The organism is Roseomonas sp. SRI_022 (assembly GCF_057586215.1).
Genome location: NZ_JBYCZL010000021.1, coordinates 60,827 through 75,834, shown reverse-complemented (window position 1 = coordinate 75,834; position 15,008 = coordinate 60,827). Strand labels below are relative to the sequence as shown.

At 69.8% G+C, this 15,008-nt stretch carries 14 protein-coding genes; 4 read left to right on the top strand and 10 right to left on the bottom strand.

The features are described from left to right. The first annotated feature begins 24 nt into the window (after positions 1–24). Positions 25–1,149, top strand: coding sequence for an alpha/beta hydrolase family protein (locus AC2YHJ_RS19605; protein WP_487397795.1), 1,125 nt, complete (start codon positions 25–27; stop codon positions 1,147–1,149). 9 nt (positions 1,150–1,158) lie between these two features. Here AC2YHJ_RS19605 and AC2YHJ_RS19600 read toward each other — a convergent pair whose 3' ends face one another. From AC2YHJ_RS19600 to AC2YHJ_RS19555, 10 genes are all read right to left on the bottom strand, one after another. Next, positions 1,159–2,328, bottom strand: coding sequence for a M20 aminoacylase family protein (locus tag AC2YHJ_RS19600; protein ID WP_487397794.1), 1,170 nt, complete (start codon positions 2,326–2,328; stop codon positions 1,159–1,161). A 102-nt stretch (positions 2,329–2,430) separates the two neighbouring features. Continuing rightward, complete coding sequence (locus AC2YHJ_RS19595) at positions 2,431–3,762, bottom strand: aspartate aminotransferase family protein (protein WP_487397792.1); 1,332 nt, start codon at positions 3,760–3,762, stop codon at positions 2,431–2,433. Between the two features lie 35 nt (positions 3,763–3,797). Further along, positions 3,798–5,048, bottom strand: a complete 1,251-nt coding sequence (locus AC2YHJ_RS19590) for a NupC/NupG family nucleoside CNT transporter (RefSeq protein WP_487397791.1) — start codon at positions 5,046–5,048, stop codon at positions 3,798–3,800. Further along, a complete protein-coding gene (locus AC2YHJ_RS19585; protein WP_487397790.1) occupies positions 5,045–6,550 on the bottom strand; it encodes a DNA recombination protein RmuC in 1,506 nt (501 codons plus the stop codon). Before AC2YHJ_RS19585 ends, AC2YHJ_RS19590 begins: the two co-directional genes overlap by 4 nt. 63 nt (positions 6,551–6,613) lie before the next feature. Beyond that, a complete protein-coding gene (locus tag AC2YHJ_RS19580) occupies positions 6,614–7,222 on the bottom strand; it encodes a carbonic anhydrase (RefSeq protein WP_487397789.1) in 609 nt (202 codons plus the stop codon). A gap of 184 nt (positions 7,223–7,406) precedes the next feature. Further along, entirely contained in the window at positions 7,407–8,984 is a 1,578-nt protein-coding gene (gene purH / locus AC2YHJ_RS19575) for a bifunctional phosphoribosylaminoimidazolecarboxamide formyltransferase/IMP cyclohydrolase (protein WP_487397788.1), read from the bottom strand. Then, a complete protein-coding gene (locus AC2YHJ_RS19570; protein ID WP_487397787.1) occupies positions 8,981–10,204 on the bottom strand; it encodes a tetratricopeptide repeat protein in 1,224 nt (407 codons plus the stop codon). Before AC2YHJ_RS19570 ends, purH begins: the two co-directional genes overlap by 4 nt. A gap of 38 nt (positions 10,205–10,242) precedes the next feature. Continuing rightward, positions 10,243–10,692, bottom strand: a complete 450-nt coding sequence (gene dut, locus AC2YHJ_RS19565; protein WP_487397786.1) for a dUTP diphosphatase — start codon at positions 10,690–10,692, stop codon at positions 10,243–10,245. Further along, on the bottom strand, positions 10,689–11,873 hold the full coding sequence (gene coaBC, locus AC2YHJ_RS19560) for a bifunctional phosphopantothenoylcysteine decarboxylase/phosphopantothenate--cysteine ligase CoaBC (protein WP_487397784.1): 1,185 nt from the start codon (positions 11,871–11,873) through the stop codon (positions 10,689–10,691). The genes dut and coaBC overlap by 4 nt, the downstream gene beginning before the upstream one ends. Before the next feature lie 6 nt (positions 11,874–11,879). Then, entirely contained in the window at positions 11,880–12,629 is a 750-nt protein-coding gene (locus AC2YHJ_RS19555) for a class I SAM-dependent methyltransferase (protein WP_487397782.1), read from the bottom strand. Positions 12,630–12,672: 43 nt separating this feature from the next. Between AC2YHJ_RS19555 and mutM the strand changes: the two genes are divergently transcribed. From mutM to rpsT, 3 genes are all read left to right on the top strand, one after another. Beyond that, positions 12,673–13,563, top strand: coding sequence for a bifunctional DNA-formamidopyrimidine glycosylase/DNA-(apurinic or apyrimidinic site) lyase (mutM, locus tag AC2YHJ_RS19550; RefSeq protein ID WP_487397837.1), 891 nt, complete (start codon positions 12,673–12,675; stop codon positions 13,561–13,563). Positions 13,564–13,621: 58 nt separating this feature from the next. After that, entirely contained in the window at positions 13,622–14,398 is a 777-nt protein-coding gene (locus AC2YHJ_RS19545) for an enoyl-CoA hydratase (RefSeq protein ID WP_487397781.1), read from the top strand. A gap of 215 nt (positions 14,399–14,613) precedes the next feature. Beyond that, the gene (rpsT, locus tag AC2YHJ_RS19540; RefSeq protein ID WP_347541993.1) at positions 14,614–14,889 is read left to right on the top strand and encodes a 30S ribosomal protein S20; all 276 of its coding nucleotides are present in this window, start codon (positions 14,614–14,616) and stop codon (positions 14,887–14,889) included. Positions 14,890–15,008: the final 119 nt, after the last annotated feature.

Sequence of the window (15,008 nt, the reverse complement as noted above, 5' to 3'; positions counted from 1 at the left end):
TTGCCGGCGGGTCAGGGCCGATCCATGCCGGTTGAGCCGTGGCGCACGGGTCGCTTCGCGGCGCTGCTGCTGGCGGCGCTGGCAGCGGGTCCGGCCCGGGCGCAGGACCCCAATACGGACTTCACAACCTATCGGTCGCTGTTCTCAGCCGAAGCCCTGCGCCCGGCCCGCGGGCTCAGCACCATCATGGGCTATACGCTGCATTATCGCGGCGCCATGCCGCATGCCGCCTTCGGCCTGGCGACGACGCCGGATGGGCGGTCGGCCTGGCGCTTCATCGGCGGCGGCTCATCCGAGGACGCGACGCGCGGTGCGCTGCAGGCTGCCTGTGACCGCGATGCGGAAGCCGCACTCGGTCCTGGCCAGGCCTGCCGGGTGCTCGCCGTGGATGGGTCGGTGGCGTCCCTCGCCTGGCCGGCCTTCCGGCCGGTCGAGTTCCGCCTCGGCCCGTTCCGCGCCGCGCCGCTGATGTTCCGCCATGGTCCGCAGGCGGCGGAGGGCGTCGTCATCTGGTCGCATGGCTATGGCGGGCCGCAGGCCGACTACCGGCAGCGCAACGTGCCTGGCGTGCTCGCCATGCTGAACGATGCCGGCTGGGACGTGATGCGCTTCGACCGCAACCCGCTCGAGGATCTTCTCCCCACCTCCGTCGCCGCGCTGCGCCGTGGCCTGGCACTGCTGCGGGGGGCTGGCTACCGCCGCGTCGTCCTGGCTGGGCATTCGCGCGGCGGCTGGCAATCCATCATGGTCGCCGCGGAAAGCCCGGACCTGGTCCATGCCGTGGTCGCCTTCGCGCCCGCCTCGCATGGGGAAGCCTCCCAGCCCCACAACCTCGCCACCGCGATCGAGGATTTCCGGCGGTTGCTCGCGGGCCTGCCGGCGGATGGCCCGCGGCTTGCCGTGACCGTCTTCGCCGAGGATTCCTTCGATTCCGACCCCGCCGCGCGCGCCGGAATGGTGGCGGATCTGGCGCGCCGGCGCAGCGCGCCGACGGTGGCGCTGTTTCCCGAACCACCGATCCGCGGGCACGGCGGTGTGAACGACTGGCGCTTCACCCAGGGGCTTGGACCCTGCCTGGTCAGCCTTGTGCAGGCGCCACCCGCGGCCGCGCCGCGCGGGTTGCGGCGGAACCCCTGCACCGGCGGCTGATGGAGCCGTTCAGCGGGGCATCTCCTGTTCCGCCAGCCGTGCGAACAGCGAGGATCCCATCGGGATCACCTCATCGTTGAAGTCGTAGCGTGGGTTGTGCACCGAGACCGAGTGCCGCCCACCATCGCCCTGCCCGATGTTGATGAACGCGCCGGGACGAGCCAACAGCATGTAGGAGAAATCCTCGGCACCCATGCGCGGCGAGCCGGTGCGGTGGACCCTGCCCGCGCCCAGCACGGCATCGGCGGCCAGCGCGGCGCGTTCGGCCTGCGCGGCGTGGTTGATCGTTGGCGGGTAGCCGCGCTGATAGGACAACTCGGCGGTGGCGCCATAGGCCTCGGCCGTGGCCCGCACGATCTGGCCGAGCCGTTCCTCGACCTTGTCCTGGATCGTTGGCTTGAAGGTGCGGACGGTGCCGCGCAGCTCTGCGGTCTCGGGGATGACGTTGGACGCTTCGCCGGCGTTGAACATGCAAATGCTGACCACCGCAGCGTCCAGCGCGTCCATCGAGCGCGACACGATCGACTGCGCCGCGACCACGATCTGCGAGCCCACCAGCACCGGGTCGATGCACTGATACGGGCGGGAGGCATGGCCGCCCTTGCCGTGGATGGTGATGGTGATGCGGTCCGCCGCGGCCAGGACCGGGCCGGGCATGACGCGCGCCTCGCCCAGCGGCAATTCGGGTGAGTTGTGCATGGCGTAGACCGCCTCGCAGGGGAAGCGGTCGAACAGGCCTTCTTCCACCATCACGCGGCCGCCGCCGCCGCCTTCTTCCGCCGGCTGGAAGATGAAGTGGACGGTACCGTCGAAGTTGCGCGTCTCCGCCAAGTAGCGGGCTGCGCCCAGCAGCATGGTCGTGTGCCCGTCATGCCCGCAGGCATGCATCTTCCCCGGATTGGTCGAACGATGCGTGACGTCGCTCGTCTCGGTCATCGGCAGGCAGTCCATGTCCGCGCGGAAGCCGATGGACCGGCCGGAACTGCCGTTGCGCAGCACGCCGACCAGGCCGGTGCCGGCGATGCCGCGATGCACCTCGATCCCCCAGGCTTCCAGTTGCTGCGCGACGATGTCCGAGGTCCGGTGTTCCTGGAAGCCGAGTTCCGGATGCGCGTGGATGTCGCGGCGCGTGGCCGTGAGATCGGCGTGGAAATCGGCGATGCGGTTGAAGATCGGCACGATGGTTCCTCCCGGGTGGGGCGTCAGGATGCGCAGGAATGCGGCCTGATCGCGGCAGCCAGCTGGGCCGCCGCGATCCTGCCGGATGCGGCGTGACGCCGGTCACACGCTGGCGACGGCGGCCTCCACCGCATCGCCGAAACGCTCGACGATCATGGCGATGTCGTTTGCGGTGCACACATAGGGCGGAGCGAGGATGACGTGGTCACCATGCTTGCCGTCGATGGTCCCGCCCATCGGATAGCAGGCGAGGCCGCGCTTGAAGGCTTCCTTCTTCACGAGTTCGTTCATCGCCAGCGTGGGGTCGTAGACCGCCTTCGTCGCGCGGTCCCTCACCAGTTCCACCGCCCAGAACAGCCCTCGCCCGCGGATGTCGCCGACATGGGCATGGTTGCCGAGCCGTTCGATCAGCCCCTGTTCCAGCAGCGCGCCCATCGCCTTGGTGTTGTCGAGGAGGTTCTCGTCGCGGATCACTTCCTGCACCGCGAGTGCGGCGGCGCAGGCGACCGGATGCGCCTGGTAGGTGTGGCCATGCTTGAAGGTGCCGGAGCCCTTGGTCAGCGCCTCGATCACGCGGCCATGCACCAGGATGCCGCCGATCGGCTGGTAGCCGCCACCAAGGCCCTTGGCGATCACCTGGATATCCGGCGTCACCCCTTCCTGTTCCCAGGCATGCAGCGTGCCGGTACGGCCCATGCCCGACATCACCTCATCGAGGATCAGCAGCGCGCCATGGCGTTCGCACACCGCCTTCATGGCGGGGAAATAGCCGGGCAGCGCGGTGGCACAGCCAAGCGTCGCGCCGACCACCGTTTCCGCGCAGAAGGCGATGACGTTCTGCGGGCCGAGCCGATGGAATTCCGCTTCCAGTTCCGCCGCCAGCCGCGCCACGTAATCGGCGTCGGATTCATCGTCGCGCCGGTCGCGATAGGCGAAGCAGGGCGAGACATGGCTGAAGGCGTCCGAGAGGATCGGCGCATAGGGCGCGCGTCGCATCGCGTTGCCGCCGGCCGCCAGCGCGCCGAGCGTGTTGCCGTGATACGACTGCCGCCGCGCGATGAACTTCGTGCGCTCCGGCTGGCCGGCTTCCAGCGCCCATTGCCGCGCGATCTTCAGCGCGGCTTCCATGCCCTCGGACCCCGAGGAGACGAAATAGGCATGGGTCAGCCCGCCCGGCGCATGGCCGACCAGCATGTCGGCCAGGCGCTCCGCGGATTCCGCCGTGAACAGCGCCGTGTGCGCGTAGCACAGCCGGTCGATCTGGTCCTTCATCGCTGCGATGACATGCGGATGCCCGTGCCCGAGGCAGGCGACAGCCGCACCGCCCGACCCGTCGATCACCTCATGCCCCGAGGCGTCGCGCAGCCAGATGCCGCGGCCCGAGGCGGCGATCGGCGGGGCTTCGCGCAGGTTGCGGTGGACGATGTGGGTCATGAGGGTCCTCCTGGGGGGACCATCCTGCCCCGCGTTCAGGGCGGAGTCAGCACCCCCACCACCGCCCCTGTCATGCAGCAGGCGATGGTCCCGGAGATCAGCGACGGCAGCCCGAGCTTCACGATATCGGTACGTCGTTCCGGGCACATCGCCGACATGCCGCCCACCATGATCCCGACCGAACCGAGATTGGTGAAGCCGCACAGCGCGTAGGTCAGGATCAGCCGCGAGCGTTCCGACAGCCCTGCCCCGCCGGATGCCGCGAGTTCCAGATAGGACACGAACTCGTTGATGATCATCTTCACGCCGAGCGAGGAGGCGACCGTCGCCGCTTCCGCCGTCGGGATGCCCATCGCCCAGGCCACCGGCCACAGCACCCAGCCCGCCAGCTTCTGCAGCGTGAAGCCAGCCAACGGTTCCAGGGCGAGGTTGATCAGCGCGACGATGGACACGAAGACGATCAGCGCCGCCATGATGCCGAGCAGCAGGTCGAGCCCATCCTTCGTGCCCTGCACCAACGCATCCATGCTGCTGTCGTAGAGCTTCTCGGGAATGCCCTCCCCGCCGGCGGTCACGCCCTCACCCGGCGCCGGTGGTATCATCAGCAACGCAGCGAGGATCGAGGCGGGTGCTGCGATCAGGCTCGCGGTCATCAGCTGCCCGGCCGCGTCGGGCACGACGGGGGAGATGATCAGCGCATAGACCACCAGCGTATTGCCGCTGATGGTCGCAAGGCCCGCTGTCATCACCACGAACATCTCGGATCGCGTCAGCTTGGCGAGCCAGGCGCGGATCATCAGCGGCGCTTCCACCATGCCGACGAAGACATTCGCGGCGACGGAAAAGCCGGTCGCGCCCCCGATGCCGAACAGCCGCGTCAGCACACCGGCCATCGCCCTCACCACCGCCGGCAATGCGCCCCAGTGGTACAGCACCGCCGACAGCGCGCCGACCACCAGCACCAGCGGCAGCGCCTGGAAGAACAGGATGAAGGAGGCGCCGGGCCGGTTCTCGGTAAAGGGCAGCGGCCCGCCGCCGAGATAGCCGAAGACCAGCGACGTGCCGGCCCGCGTCGCTGTCGCCAGCGCATCGACCGCATCGCCGAGCAGGAAGAAGGTGGCGCGGACCGGGGGAACGTTCAGCAGGATCGCCGCGAGCACGATTTGCAGCGCGATGCCCGCGACGATGACGCGTGGCGCGACACCGCGGCGGAACCCGCCGAGCGCCCAGGCGAGCGCGGCCAGCAGCAGCAGGCCGATGGCGGATTGGATCTGCAGCAGGCTCATGCCTCGTCGCCCTCGCCCGGGGGTTCATCGGCCTCGATCTCGAGCAGCGCGGCGGCGCGCGAACCGTCCACCGCATCGACGCCGCGCAGTTTGCGCGTCACCGCCCGGGTGCGGACCTGCGCCGCGTCGATGGTGTTGCCCACCGCGGCGACCTGCTTGCGAAGACGCACCAGCACCTCGTCCATCTTGCCCATCTCGGCCTTGGTGGCACCGAGCAATTCCCGGACCATGTCGGCCTTCTCACCGAGCGCGATGGTCACATGGCCCATCTGGATGGTGCGCAGCATGGCCGGCAGCAGCGACGGACCCAGCACCATGACGCGGTTGCTGCGGCCGATATCCTCGATGGCGCCGGGGATGCGCGCGATCTCGGCATAGAGCCCTTCCGTCGGCAAATAGAGCACGGCGAATTCGACCGTCAGCGGCGGGCGGATGTATTTCGCGGCGATCTTCGCCGCTTCTGCGCGCACGCGCAGTTCCAGCCCGCGCCGCGCGGCCTTCTCGGCATCGGCGTCGCCGGCCTCGGAGGCCATGACGAGGCGATCCCAATCCTCGGTCGGGAACTTTGCATCGACGGCGAGGAACACCTCCCGCCCGGCCTCGCTCGGCATGCGGATGGCGAATTCGACGAGTTCGCCGCTGTCTTCCGACAGCTTCTTGTTCTCTTCGAAGGAACCGGGCGGCAGGATGTCGTCGAGCAGGGCGCGCACCTGCGCCTCCCCCCAGCCGCCGCGCGTCTTCACGTTGGAGAACAGGCGCTTGATGTCGACGATCTGCGTCGTCACCGCCTGCACATCCGTCATCGCCTTCAGCACCTGCGTGAACTGGTCGGACACGCGGGCGAAGCTTTCGGTCATCTGCTTCTCGACGGCGGATTGCAGCTGTTCGTTCACCGTCTTCTGGATCTCGGCGAGGCGTGCCTCGTTGCCCTCCCGCAGCTCCTTCAGCTTGGTGTCGAGCAGGTCGCGGCCGCGCGCGTTCTCCGCCGCCTGCGCTTCCTGCAGCTTCGCGAGGCCCTCGGCGAAGGCGATCCGAATATCCGCGATACCCTGCGTCACGTCGCGGCGCAGCAGGGCGGTGTCGTCCTTGTGCTCCGTCAGCGCCTTGATGATTGCCGCGCGCTGTTCCGCCATGGCCAGCGCATCCTGCGCCAGGCGTTCGGTCAGGGCCGTGGCATCAGCGGCGAGGCGATCCAGCACCGCCTTCTCCTGCGCCGAGAGCCGGTCCGCGATGCGCCCGATCCCCTCCCCCAGCGCCCTTGTCTGGTCGAGCGCGCCGGCACCCACGCGATCGCCGATCGCCGCGGCTTCGCGCGCCAGGCCGCGCTCGAATTCTGCGGGAAGGGCGGCGATGCGCTCACCCTGGCGGTCCAGCACCGATTGCAGGTCGGTCAGGCGCTGCGCCAGCACCGGGTCGGTCGCCGGGCGGCGCAGCAGCAGCACGACCAGCAGCACGGCGACCATCAGCAGGCCGCCCAGTATCGCGATGCTTTCGGCCGCCATCCCCTCTCCCCCGACTCGACCGGGGGAGTCTCGCATCCCCGCGACGGGGGCGCGAGGACGCGTTCAAGGGGCGCGGGGTTCGCCCTGCGCCGGCACCAGCACCAGCCGCCCGGTGGCGACGCCGAAATGCGCGCCGTGCAGGGTCAGGCGCCCCTCCGCCACAGCCTCCGCCACCCAGGGGAAGGTCATCAGGTTGTCGAGTGAGATGCGCACCGCCTCATGCTCGGCGACTTCCTGGCGCTGTTCCGGCACGTCGCAGCGCAGGGCCACGGTGCGGGCACGCTGGGCGATGCCGATCCAGCCGGCGACGAAGTCCCGGGCCTCGGGCGGGGCACCGTTCAGCAGGGCGCTGATGCCGCCGCACAGCGCGTGGCCCATCACCACGATGCGGTCCACCTTCAGGACCCGCACGGCGAATTCCACCGCCGCGCTGGTGCCGTGGAACTGCGCGTCGGGCATGTAGGGCGGCACCATGTTCGCCACGTTGCGCACGACGAACAGCTCCCCCGGCCCGGCCGAGAAGATCATCTGTGGATCGACCCGGCTGTCGGAACAGGCGATGACCATGGTGTGCGGGCGCTGGCCCTGCGCGGCCAGCTCCTCGAAGCGCGCGCGCTCGCGCGGCCAGGTTTCGGCACGGAAGCGGCGGTAGCCTTCGATCAGTTCGTCCATGGTGTCTGCCATCCCCGATAGGCGTGGATCGAGGGGGCCTTGCCCCCTCGAACTCCCCCACCAGAGGCCGAAGGGCCTCTGGACACCGTCACCGCGCCACCCCCGACAGCGGGGCGCCAAGTGATGGTTTCCAAAAGCCCCGGTCCTTTGGCGGGGTGGCTTGGAGGGACAGAGCCCCTCCAATTCAGTGCCGGAAGTGCCGCATCCCCGTGAACACCATGGCGAGCCCGGCCTTGTCGGCGGCTGCGATCACCTCGGCATCGCGCATCGAGCCGCCGGGCTGGATCACCGCGGTCGCACCCGCCGCTGCCGCTGTCTCCAGCCCATCCGCGAAGGGGAAGAAGGCGTCGGAGGCGACCACCGAACCTTCGGCGAGCGGTCGTTCGATCCCCGCAGCCTTGGCCGCCGCCTCGGACTTCCAGGCGGCGATGCGACTGCTTTCCACGCGGTTCATCTGGCCCGCGCCGATGCCGACGGTCGCGAGGCCCTTGGCGTAGATGATGGCGTTCGACTTCACATGCTTGCAGACACGGAAAGCGAAGATCAGGTCGGCCATCTCGGCGCGCGAAGGCGCGCGCTGCGTCACCACCTTCAGCATGTCCTCGGTCACGCGGCCGGCGTCGCGCGACTGCGCGAGGAAGCCGCCCGAGACGGATTTGAAGGCGAGGCCCGGTGCAGTGGCATCCGGCATGCCGCCGGTCAGCAGCAGGCGCAGGTTCTTCTTGCGCGCGAAGATCGCCTTCGCCGCGTCATCGGCATCGGGGGCGATCACCACCTCGGTGAAGATGGCGGTGATCTTCTCGGCGGCCGCGGCGTCCAGCGTGCGGTTCGCCGCGACGATGCCGCCGAAGGCCGAGACGGGGTCGCACAGCAGCGCGGCATCCCAGGCCTTCGCCAGGTCACCCGCCACGGCGACGCCGCAGGGATTGGCGTGCTTGACGATGACGATGGCAGGCTTGTCGAATTCCGCGACGCATTCATACGCCGCATCGGTGTCGTTCAGGTTGTTGTAGGACAGTTCCTTGCCCTGCACCTGCGCAGCGGTCGCGATGCCCGGGCGGTTCGTACCATCGACGTAGAAGGCCGCCTTCTGGTGCGGGTTCTCGCCATAGCGCAGCCCCTGGCGCAGCACGCCGGGCAGCGACAGCCGTTGCGGGAAGTCCTGGCCTTCCTGCTTCGCGAACCAGCCCGAGATCGCCGCGTCATAGGCCGCGGTGCGCGCATAGGCCGCTGCCGCAAGGCGCCGGCGCGTCGCCAGCGTCGTGCCGCCCTGCGCTTCGATCTCGGCCTGCACCTCGGCGAAATGCGCGGGCTCGGTCAGCACCGCGACACCGGCGTGGTTCTTCGCCGCGGAGCGGATCATCGCCGGGCCGCCGATGTCGATGTTCTCGATGCAATCGTCGAAATCGGCACCCTTCGCGACCGTCGCCTCGAAGGGGTAGAGGTTCACCGCCACGAGATCGATCGGCGCGATGGCGTGCTGTTCCATCTGCGCGAGATGCTCGGCCAGGTCGCGCCGGCCGAGGATGCCGCCATGCACCTGCGGCACCAGCGTCTTGACGCGACCATCCAGGATCTCGGGGAAGCCGGTGTGGTCGGACACGTCCTTCACTGGCACGCCGGCGTCGCGCAGCGCCTTGGCCGTTCCGCCGGTGGACAGGATCTCGACCCCCTTGGCGGCGAGGAAACGGCCGAATTCGATCAGCCCCGTCTTGTCGGAAACGGAGATCAGGGCGCGGCGGATGGGGAGGAGGTCGGTCATGGGCCGGGCGCATAGACCCGGGCGCGTAGCACCGCAACCGCGGCCCGGCGCTGGACCTGGTCTCGTGTTCCTGGTATGTTCCTAACCGCCACGGCGCGGGCGTGGTCCCCCTGGGCATGGGCGAGCACGGCCTCGCAGACCGGGATGGCGGCGTCGCGCAGGATCGGCGCGACGGTGCCCGGGCGCGTCGCCGCCTGCCGCATCCCGTCCAGCATGCGCGATGCCGCCTGGGTCCGGCCGGTCGCCGTCAGTGCCATCATCCAATGCGGCAGGGTGAAGGTGGACAGGCAATCGCCAATCCGCGCCTCCGCCTTGTCGGCGAGCTCCACCCAGCGATCGCCGACATCCACACCGTGCCGTTGCAGCCGGAACAGCATCGAAGCGGCGTTCTGCACGTCGATGTAGAGGTCCGGCATGGCCTGGACCAGCGCGCTGTCGTGGTTGCGGAAGCCACGGTCATACAGGCCGAGCACCTCGTCATGCTCGCCGCGTTCCAGATGGTACATGGCGCGGTGCCACCACAGGTGGTGCAGCAGGTTCGACCCGCCATCCCAATGCGCTTCGAGCGCCTTCAGCCAGGCGATGCCCTCGCCGCGCCGGCCCTGCATTTCCAGGATATGGGCCACGCCATGCGTCGCCCAGAGATCGCCGGGATCGAGTGCTACGGCCGCGCGCCCGGCTTCCTCGGCGACCTGGTAGTTGCCGCATTCCTCATTGGCGAAGCAGCGGCAGGCGAGGATGGAGCCGTAACCCGGAATGGCGGCCGACCAGGCCGGCGTCACGGCATCCACCGCGCGCAACATCTGCCCCACGCGGCCGAGCCAGAAGGCGCAGAAATGGTGCAGCCGGAAGGCCAGGATGTCGCGCGGATGGGCGGCCATGATGGCTTCCCAGGCGCCGAGCGCGCCTTCGACATCGCCATCCGCCCAACGCGCGAGTGCGGCCGCATGGGCGCGTTCGCGATCGGTTCCGGCGAAGCGCGCGGCGGATGCGGCGGCGGCCAGCGCGCGCGGCACCATGGCTGTGTTGTAGGCCAGCATGGCGAAGACGCCCTGCAGTACCAGCGCCATCGGCATCTCGGGGTCGAGCGCCATCGCCGCCTTCAGCCGCTGCCCGGCATCGGCGCGATACTTCAGGTAGCCCTCGACCACATGGTCATAGGCGGCTGCCGCGGCATCCGAGGCGGCGGTGACGGTCAATCCCTGGGCGTCGATAGCCATGGATGGTCCTCCTCCCCGCCCTTCATCCGGGGCGTGGTCTAGCTTCCAGTGGATCCGAAGCCGCCCTCGCCGCGCGCGGTGTCGGGCAGTTCCGCGACCTCGCGCCAGGATGCGCGCACCACCGGGGCGATCACCGCCTGCGCGATGCGCATGCCGCGTTCCACCGTGAAGGGCGCATCGCCCGCGTTCATCACGATGACGCCGAGCTCACCGCGGTAATCCTCGTCGATTGTCCCCGGGCTGTTCGGCAGCGCGATGCCGTTCTTGAGTGCGAGGCCCGAACGCGGCCGCACCTGCAATTCGTAACCGGGCGGGATGGCAAGCCGCAGCCCGGTCGGCACCAGCATCCGCCCGCCCGGCGGGATCACCACGGAGGACATGACGGCGGCGAGCAGGTCCATCCCCGCCGCGCCATCCGTGGCGTAGGACGGCAGGGGCAGTCCCTCGGCATGCGGCAGGCGGACGACATCGATGACGGGGCCGGTCATGCCAGCGCCTCCGCGATGCGTGCGGCGAGGCGGCGCGCCACCTCCTCCTTCGCCATGCGCGGCCAGTCCTCGACGCCCGCTTCCGTCACCAGATGCACCGCATTCTCCGCCCCGCCCATCACATCCCCCGAGACGTCATTCGCCACGATCCAGTCGCAGCCCTTCTTGGCGCGCTTCGCCACGGCATTCGCCACCACCTGTTCCGTCTCGGCCGCGAAGCCGACGACAAGGCGCGGCCGGCGCGGACCGGCGGCGGCGATCGTTGCGAGGATGTCCGGGTTCAGCGCGAGTTCGAGCGGCGGCGGCACCGCGCCCGGCACCTTCTTCATCTTCTGGTCCGCCTCGCGCGCCGTGCGCCAATCGGCCACGGCGGCGGCGCAGACGGCGCCATCGGCGGGCAGCGCGGCCTCGCAGGCGGCCAGCATCTCCCGCGCGCTTTCGACGCGCATGACGGCGACACCAGGCGGGTCGGGTTGCGCCACCGGCCCGCTGACCAGCGTGACACGCGCGCCGAGGGCCGCGAGCGCCGCGGCAATGGCGTGCCCCTGCTTACCGGAGGACCGGTTGGCGATGTAGCGCACCGGGTCGATCGGTTCATGCGTCGGCCCGCTGGTCACCAACAGATGGCGCCCCGCGAGCGGCCCGGCGGCGAGCGCGCCGCGGATCGCCGCCAGCAGATCGGCCGGTTCCACCAGCCGTCCCGGCCCGCTTTCCGGTTCGGCCATCGGTCCGTCATCGGGCCCGGCGACCGCCACGCCGCGCGCGCGCAGCGCCGCCATGTTCGCCGCCGTCGCCGGATGCGCCCACATGGCCGGGTTCATTGCCGGGGCGACCATCACCGGCGCACGTGTGGCCAGCAGCACGCAGGTGGCGAGGTCGTCCGTCAGCCCGTGCGCCATCTTCGCGATCAGGTCCGCCGAGGCCGGCACCACGGCGATCAGGTCGGGCCAGCGCGCGAGGCGGATATGGCCGATCTCCGCCTCCGCGGCCCACAGGTCGTCATGCACGCGCTCGCCGGTGATGGCGGCCAGCGCCTCCTTGGTGACGAAGCGCGCGCCGCCGGCGGTCAGGATGGCCATGACCTGCGCGCCGTCCTTGCGCAGCAGGCGCGTCAGTTCCAGCGCCTTGAAGGCGGCGACGGAGCCCGAGACGATCAGCAGGATGCGGCGGCCAGCGAGCATCGCGCGCTACAGCCGCCAGCCCGTGTGGATCGCGACGATCCCGCCCGAGAGGTTGCGGACTTCCACCCGCTCCATCCCCGCATCCCGCATCATGCCAGCCAGCGTCTCCTGGTCGGGGAACATGCGGATGCTCTCGGCAAGGTATTCGTAACTCTCGCGGTCCTTGGCGACCTTCTCGCCGATCGCCGGTAGGGCCTTGAAGGACCAGGCGTCGTAAAGCGGCACCAGCGCCGCGACCTCGAGCCGCGAGAACTCGAGGCAGTGGAACCGCCCGCCAGGGCGCAGCACGCGCCGCGCTTCGCGCAGCACCGCGTCCTTGTCGGTGCAGTTGCGCAGGCCGAAGGCGATCGACACCTTCTCCACGCTGCGGTCGGGCAGCGGGATGTGTTCGGCATCGACGCAGAGGAAGGACAGCCCAGCGGCCAAGCCGCGATCCAGCGCGCGCTTTTCCGCCACTTCCAGCATGGCCGGGTTGATGTCCGTCAAGATCACGCGCCCCGCCCCGCGTTCCAGCGCGAGGAAGGAGATGTCCCCTGTCCCGCCGGCGAGGTCGAGCAGCGTTTCCCGCGATGAACAGCCGATGGCGTTGACGAAGATGCGCTTCCACACCCGGTGGATGCCGAGCGACATCAGGTCGTTCATGACGTCGTAACGCGGGGCCACGCTTTCGAAGACCTCCCGCACCATGGAGGCCTTCTCGGCGCGGGGCACGGTGCGGAAGCCGAAATCGGCGCTGTCCTGGGGGCTGTCGCTCATCGTGCGTCCACCATAGCGTGCCGGCGGGGAAAGGGGAGTGACCATGCCCGAATTGCCGGAGGTCGAGACGGTCATGCGCGGCCTTGCCGCCGTGCTGGAAGGCCATCGCATCACCGAGGTGGAGCAGCGCCGCCCGGATCTGCGCTTCCCCTTCCCCGAGAACCTGGTGCGCCGGGTGGAAGGCCGCCGCGTGCTGTCGTTCCGGCGGCGGGCCAAGTATATGCTGGTCCGGCTGGAGGGGGGCGAGAGCCTGCTGATCCATCTCGGCATGTCCGGCCGAATGGTGGCGCGCCAGGCCGGCGCGCCGGCGGTGTCGCGGCTGGAGCCGCAGGGCTTGGCGTCGGATGCGCGTGGCCACAATGCCCCACCGGAGGCGCATGAGCACCTCGTGCTCGCCACCGATCATGGCTGGCGCGTGGGCTTCGTCGATCCACGGCGCTTCGGGTCGGTGGACCTGGTGGCGACGGCCCGTGAGGACGACCACCGCCTGCTGCGCGGGCTGGGGCCCGAACCGCTGGACGACGCCTTCACCGACGCGGTGCTGTCCGCCGCGCTGGTCGGCAAGCACACCCCCATCAAGGCCGCGCTGCTGGACCAGGGCGTCGTCGCGGGCCTCGGCAACATCTATGTCTGCGAGGCGCTGTACCGCGCCGGCATCTCTCCCCGGCGGCTGGCGGCCTCCGTTGCGGGCGCGCGCGCCGTACGGCTGGTCCCGGCGATCAAGGCTGTGCTCGCTGAATCCATCGGCGCCGGCGGGTCGTCCCTGCGCGACTATGTCCGCGCCGATGGCGAGCTCGGCCGCTTCCAGGACCGCTTCGCCGTCTATGGGCGCGAAGGCGAGCAATGCCCCCATTGCGGCCCGGCCTGCCCGGGCATCGGCCGCATCGTGCAGGCCGGCCGGTCCACCTTCTTCTGCCCGCGCCGCCAGCGTTGAGGCGGCCGCCCGGCTGGGCTACAGCCGAGGCACCAGACAAGGGCGAGGAACGCGGCGCATGGCCTATGAGATGATCCTGACCGAGACCCAGGGGAAGGTCGCCGTCATCCGGCTGAACCGCCCCCAGGCGTTGAATGCCCTGTGCGACCAGCTGATGACCGAGCTCGGCGACGCGCTGCGCGGCTACGACAAGGACCCGGCCATCGCCGCCATCGTGGTCACGGGCAGCGAGCGCGCCTTCGCCGCCGGCGCCGACATCAAGGAGATGAAGGACCGCACCTATCCCACGGTCTACTTCAACGACTTCATCGGCGAGCGCTGGGAGACGGTGCTCGAGATCCAGAAGCCGGTGATCGCCGCGGTGGCGGGCTTCGCGCTGGGTGGTGGTTGCGAACTCGCGATGATGTGCGACCTGATCATCGCCGCCGACACCGCGAAGTTCGGCCAGCCGGAGATCAACCTCGGCATCATTCCGGGTGCCGGTGGGTCGCAGCGCCTGACGCGCGCCGTCGGCAAGTCGAAGTCCATGGAGATGATCCTGACCGGGCGGATGATGGATGCCGCCGAGGCGGAGCGGTCCAACCTGGTCTGCCGCGTGGTCCCGGCCGCAGAGCTGGTCGCCGAGGCCGTGAAGATCGGCGAGAAGATCGGCGCCCTGTCCGGGCCGTCCGTTGCCATGGCCAAGGAAGCGGTCAACGCCGCCTTCGAAAGCGGCCTGCGCGAGGGCGTGCGGACCGAGCGGCGGCTGTTCCTCAGCCTGTTCGCCACGGAGGACCAGAAGGAGGGCATGTCGGCCTTCGCCGAGAAGCGCAAGCCGGCCTTCCGGAACCGGTAGGCGCCATCCATGCGGGTGGCGCTGGCCCTCGGCGTGCTTGCCCCGGCGTCAGCGAGGCGCGCCTCAACGCGCCTGTTGCCGGGGCGGTCATGGATTTCCCGCGTGACCAATGCTTGACGCGGCAAGCCGCGCGGCATTAGAACCCCGGCCTTCGCCGCGGTGGCTTTCGCCCCGCGGACCTTCGAACCATTCAGTTGATGTGAACCGGAAGCCCCATGGCGAACACTGACTCCGCGCGCAAGCGCATCCGCCAGACCGAGAAGCGCACGGCGCGCAACAAGGCGCGGAAGTCCCGCGTGCGTACCTATGTGCGCAAGCTGGAGGAGGCGATCGCCACGGGTGACAAGACCGCCGCGCAGGAAGCCTTCCGCGCCGCGCAGCCCGAGATGCAGCGCGCCGTGACGAAGGGGACGCTGCACGCCAACACCGTGTCGCGGAAGATCTCGCGCCTGTCCGCACGCGTGAAGTCCCTCGGCGCCGCCCAGGGCTGAACCGCATCGCCTTCGGGCGATGCTGATACTTCGTTTCGACCCCTGCCACCCGCATCGCGCGCGTGCTCGTTACGCGCGCGGTTGTGGCGTGTCCGCACGCGTGCGCCTTGTTGTGCCGG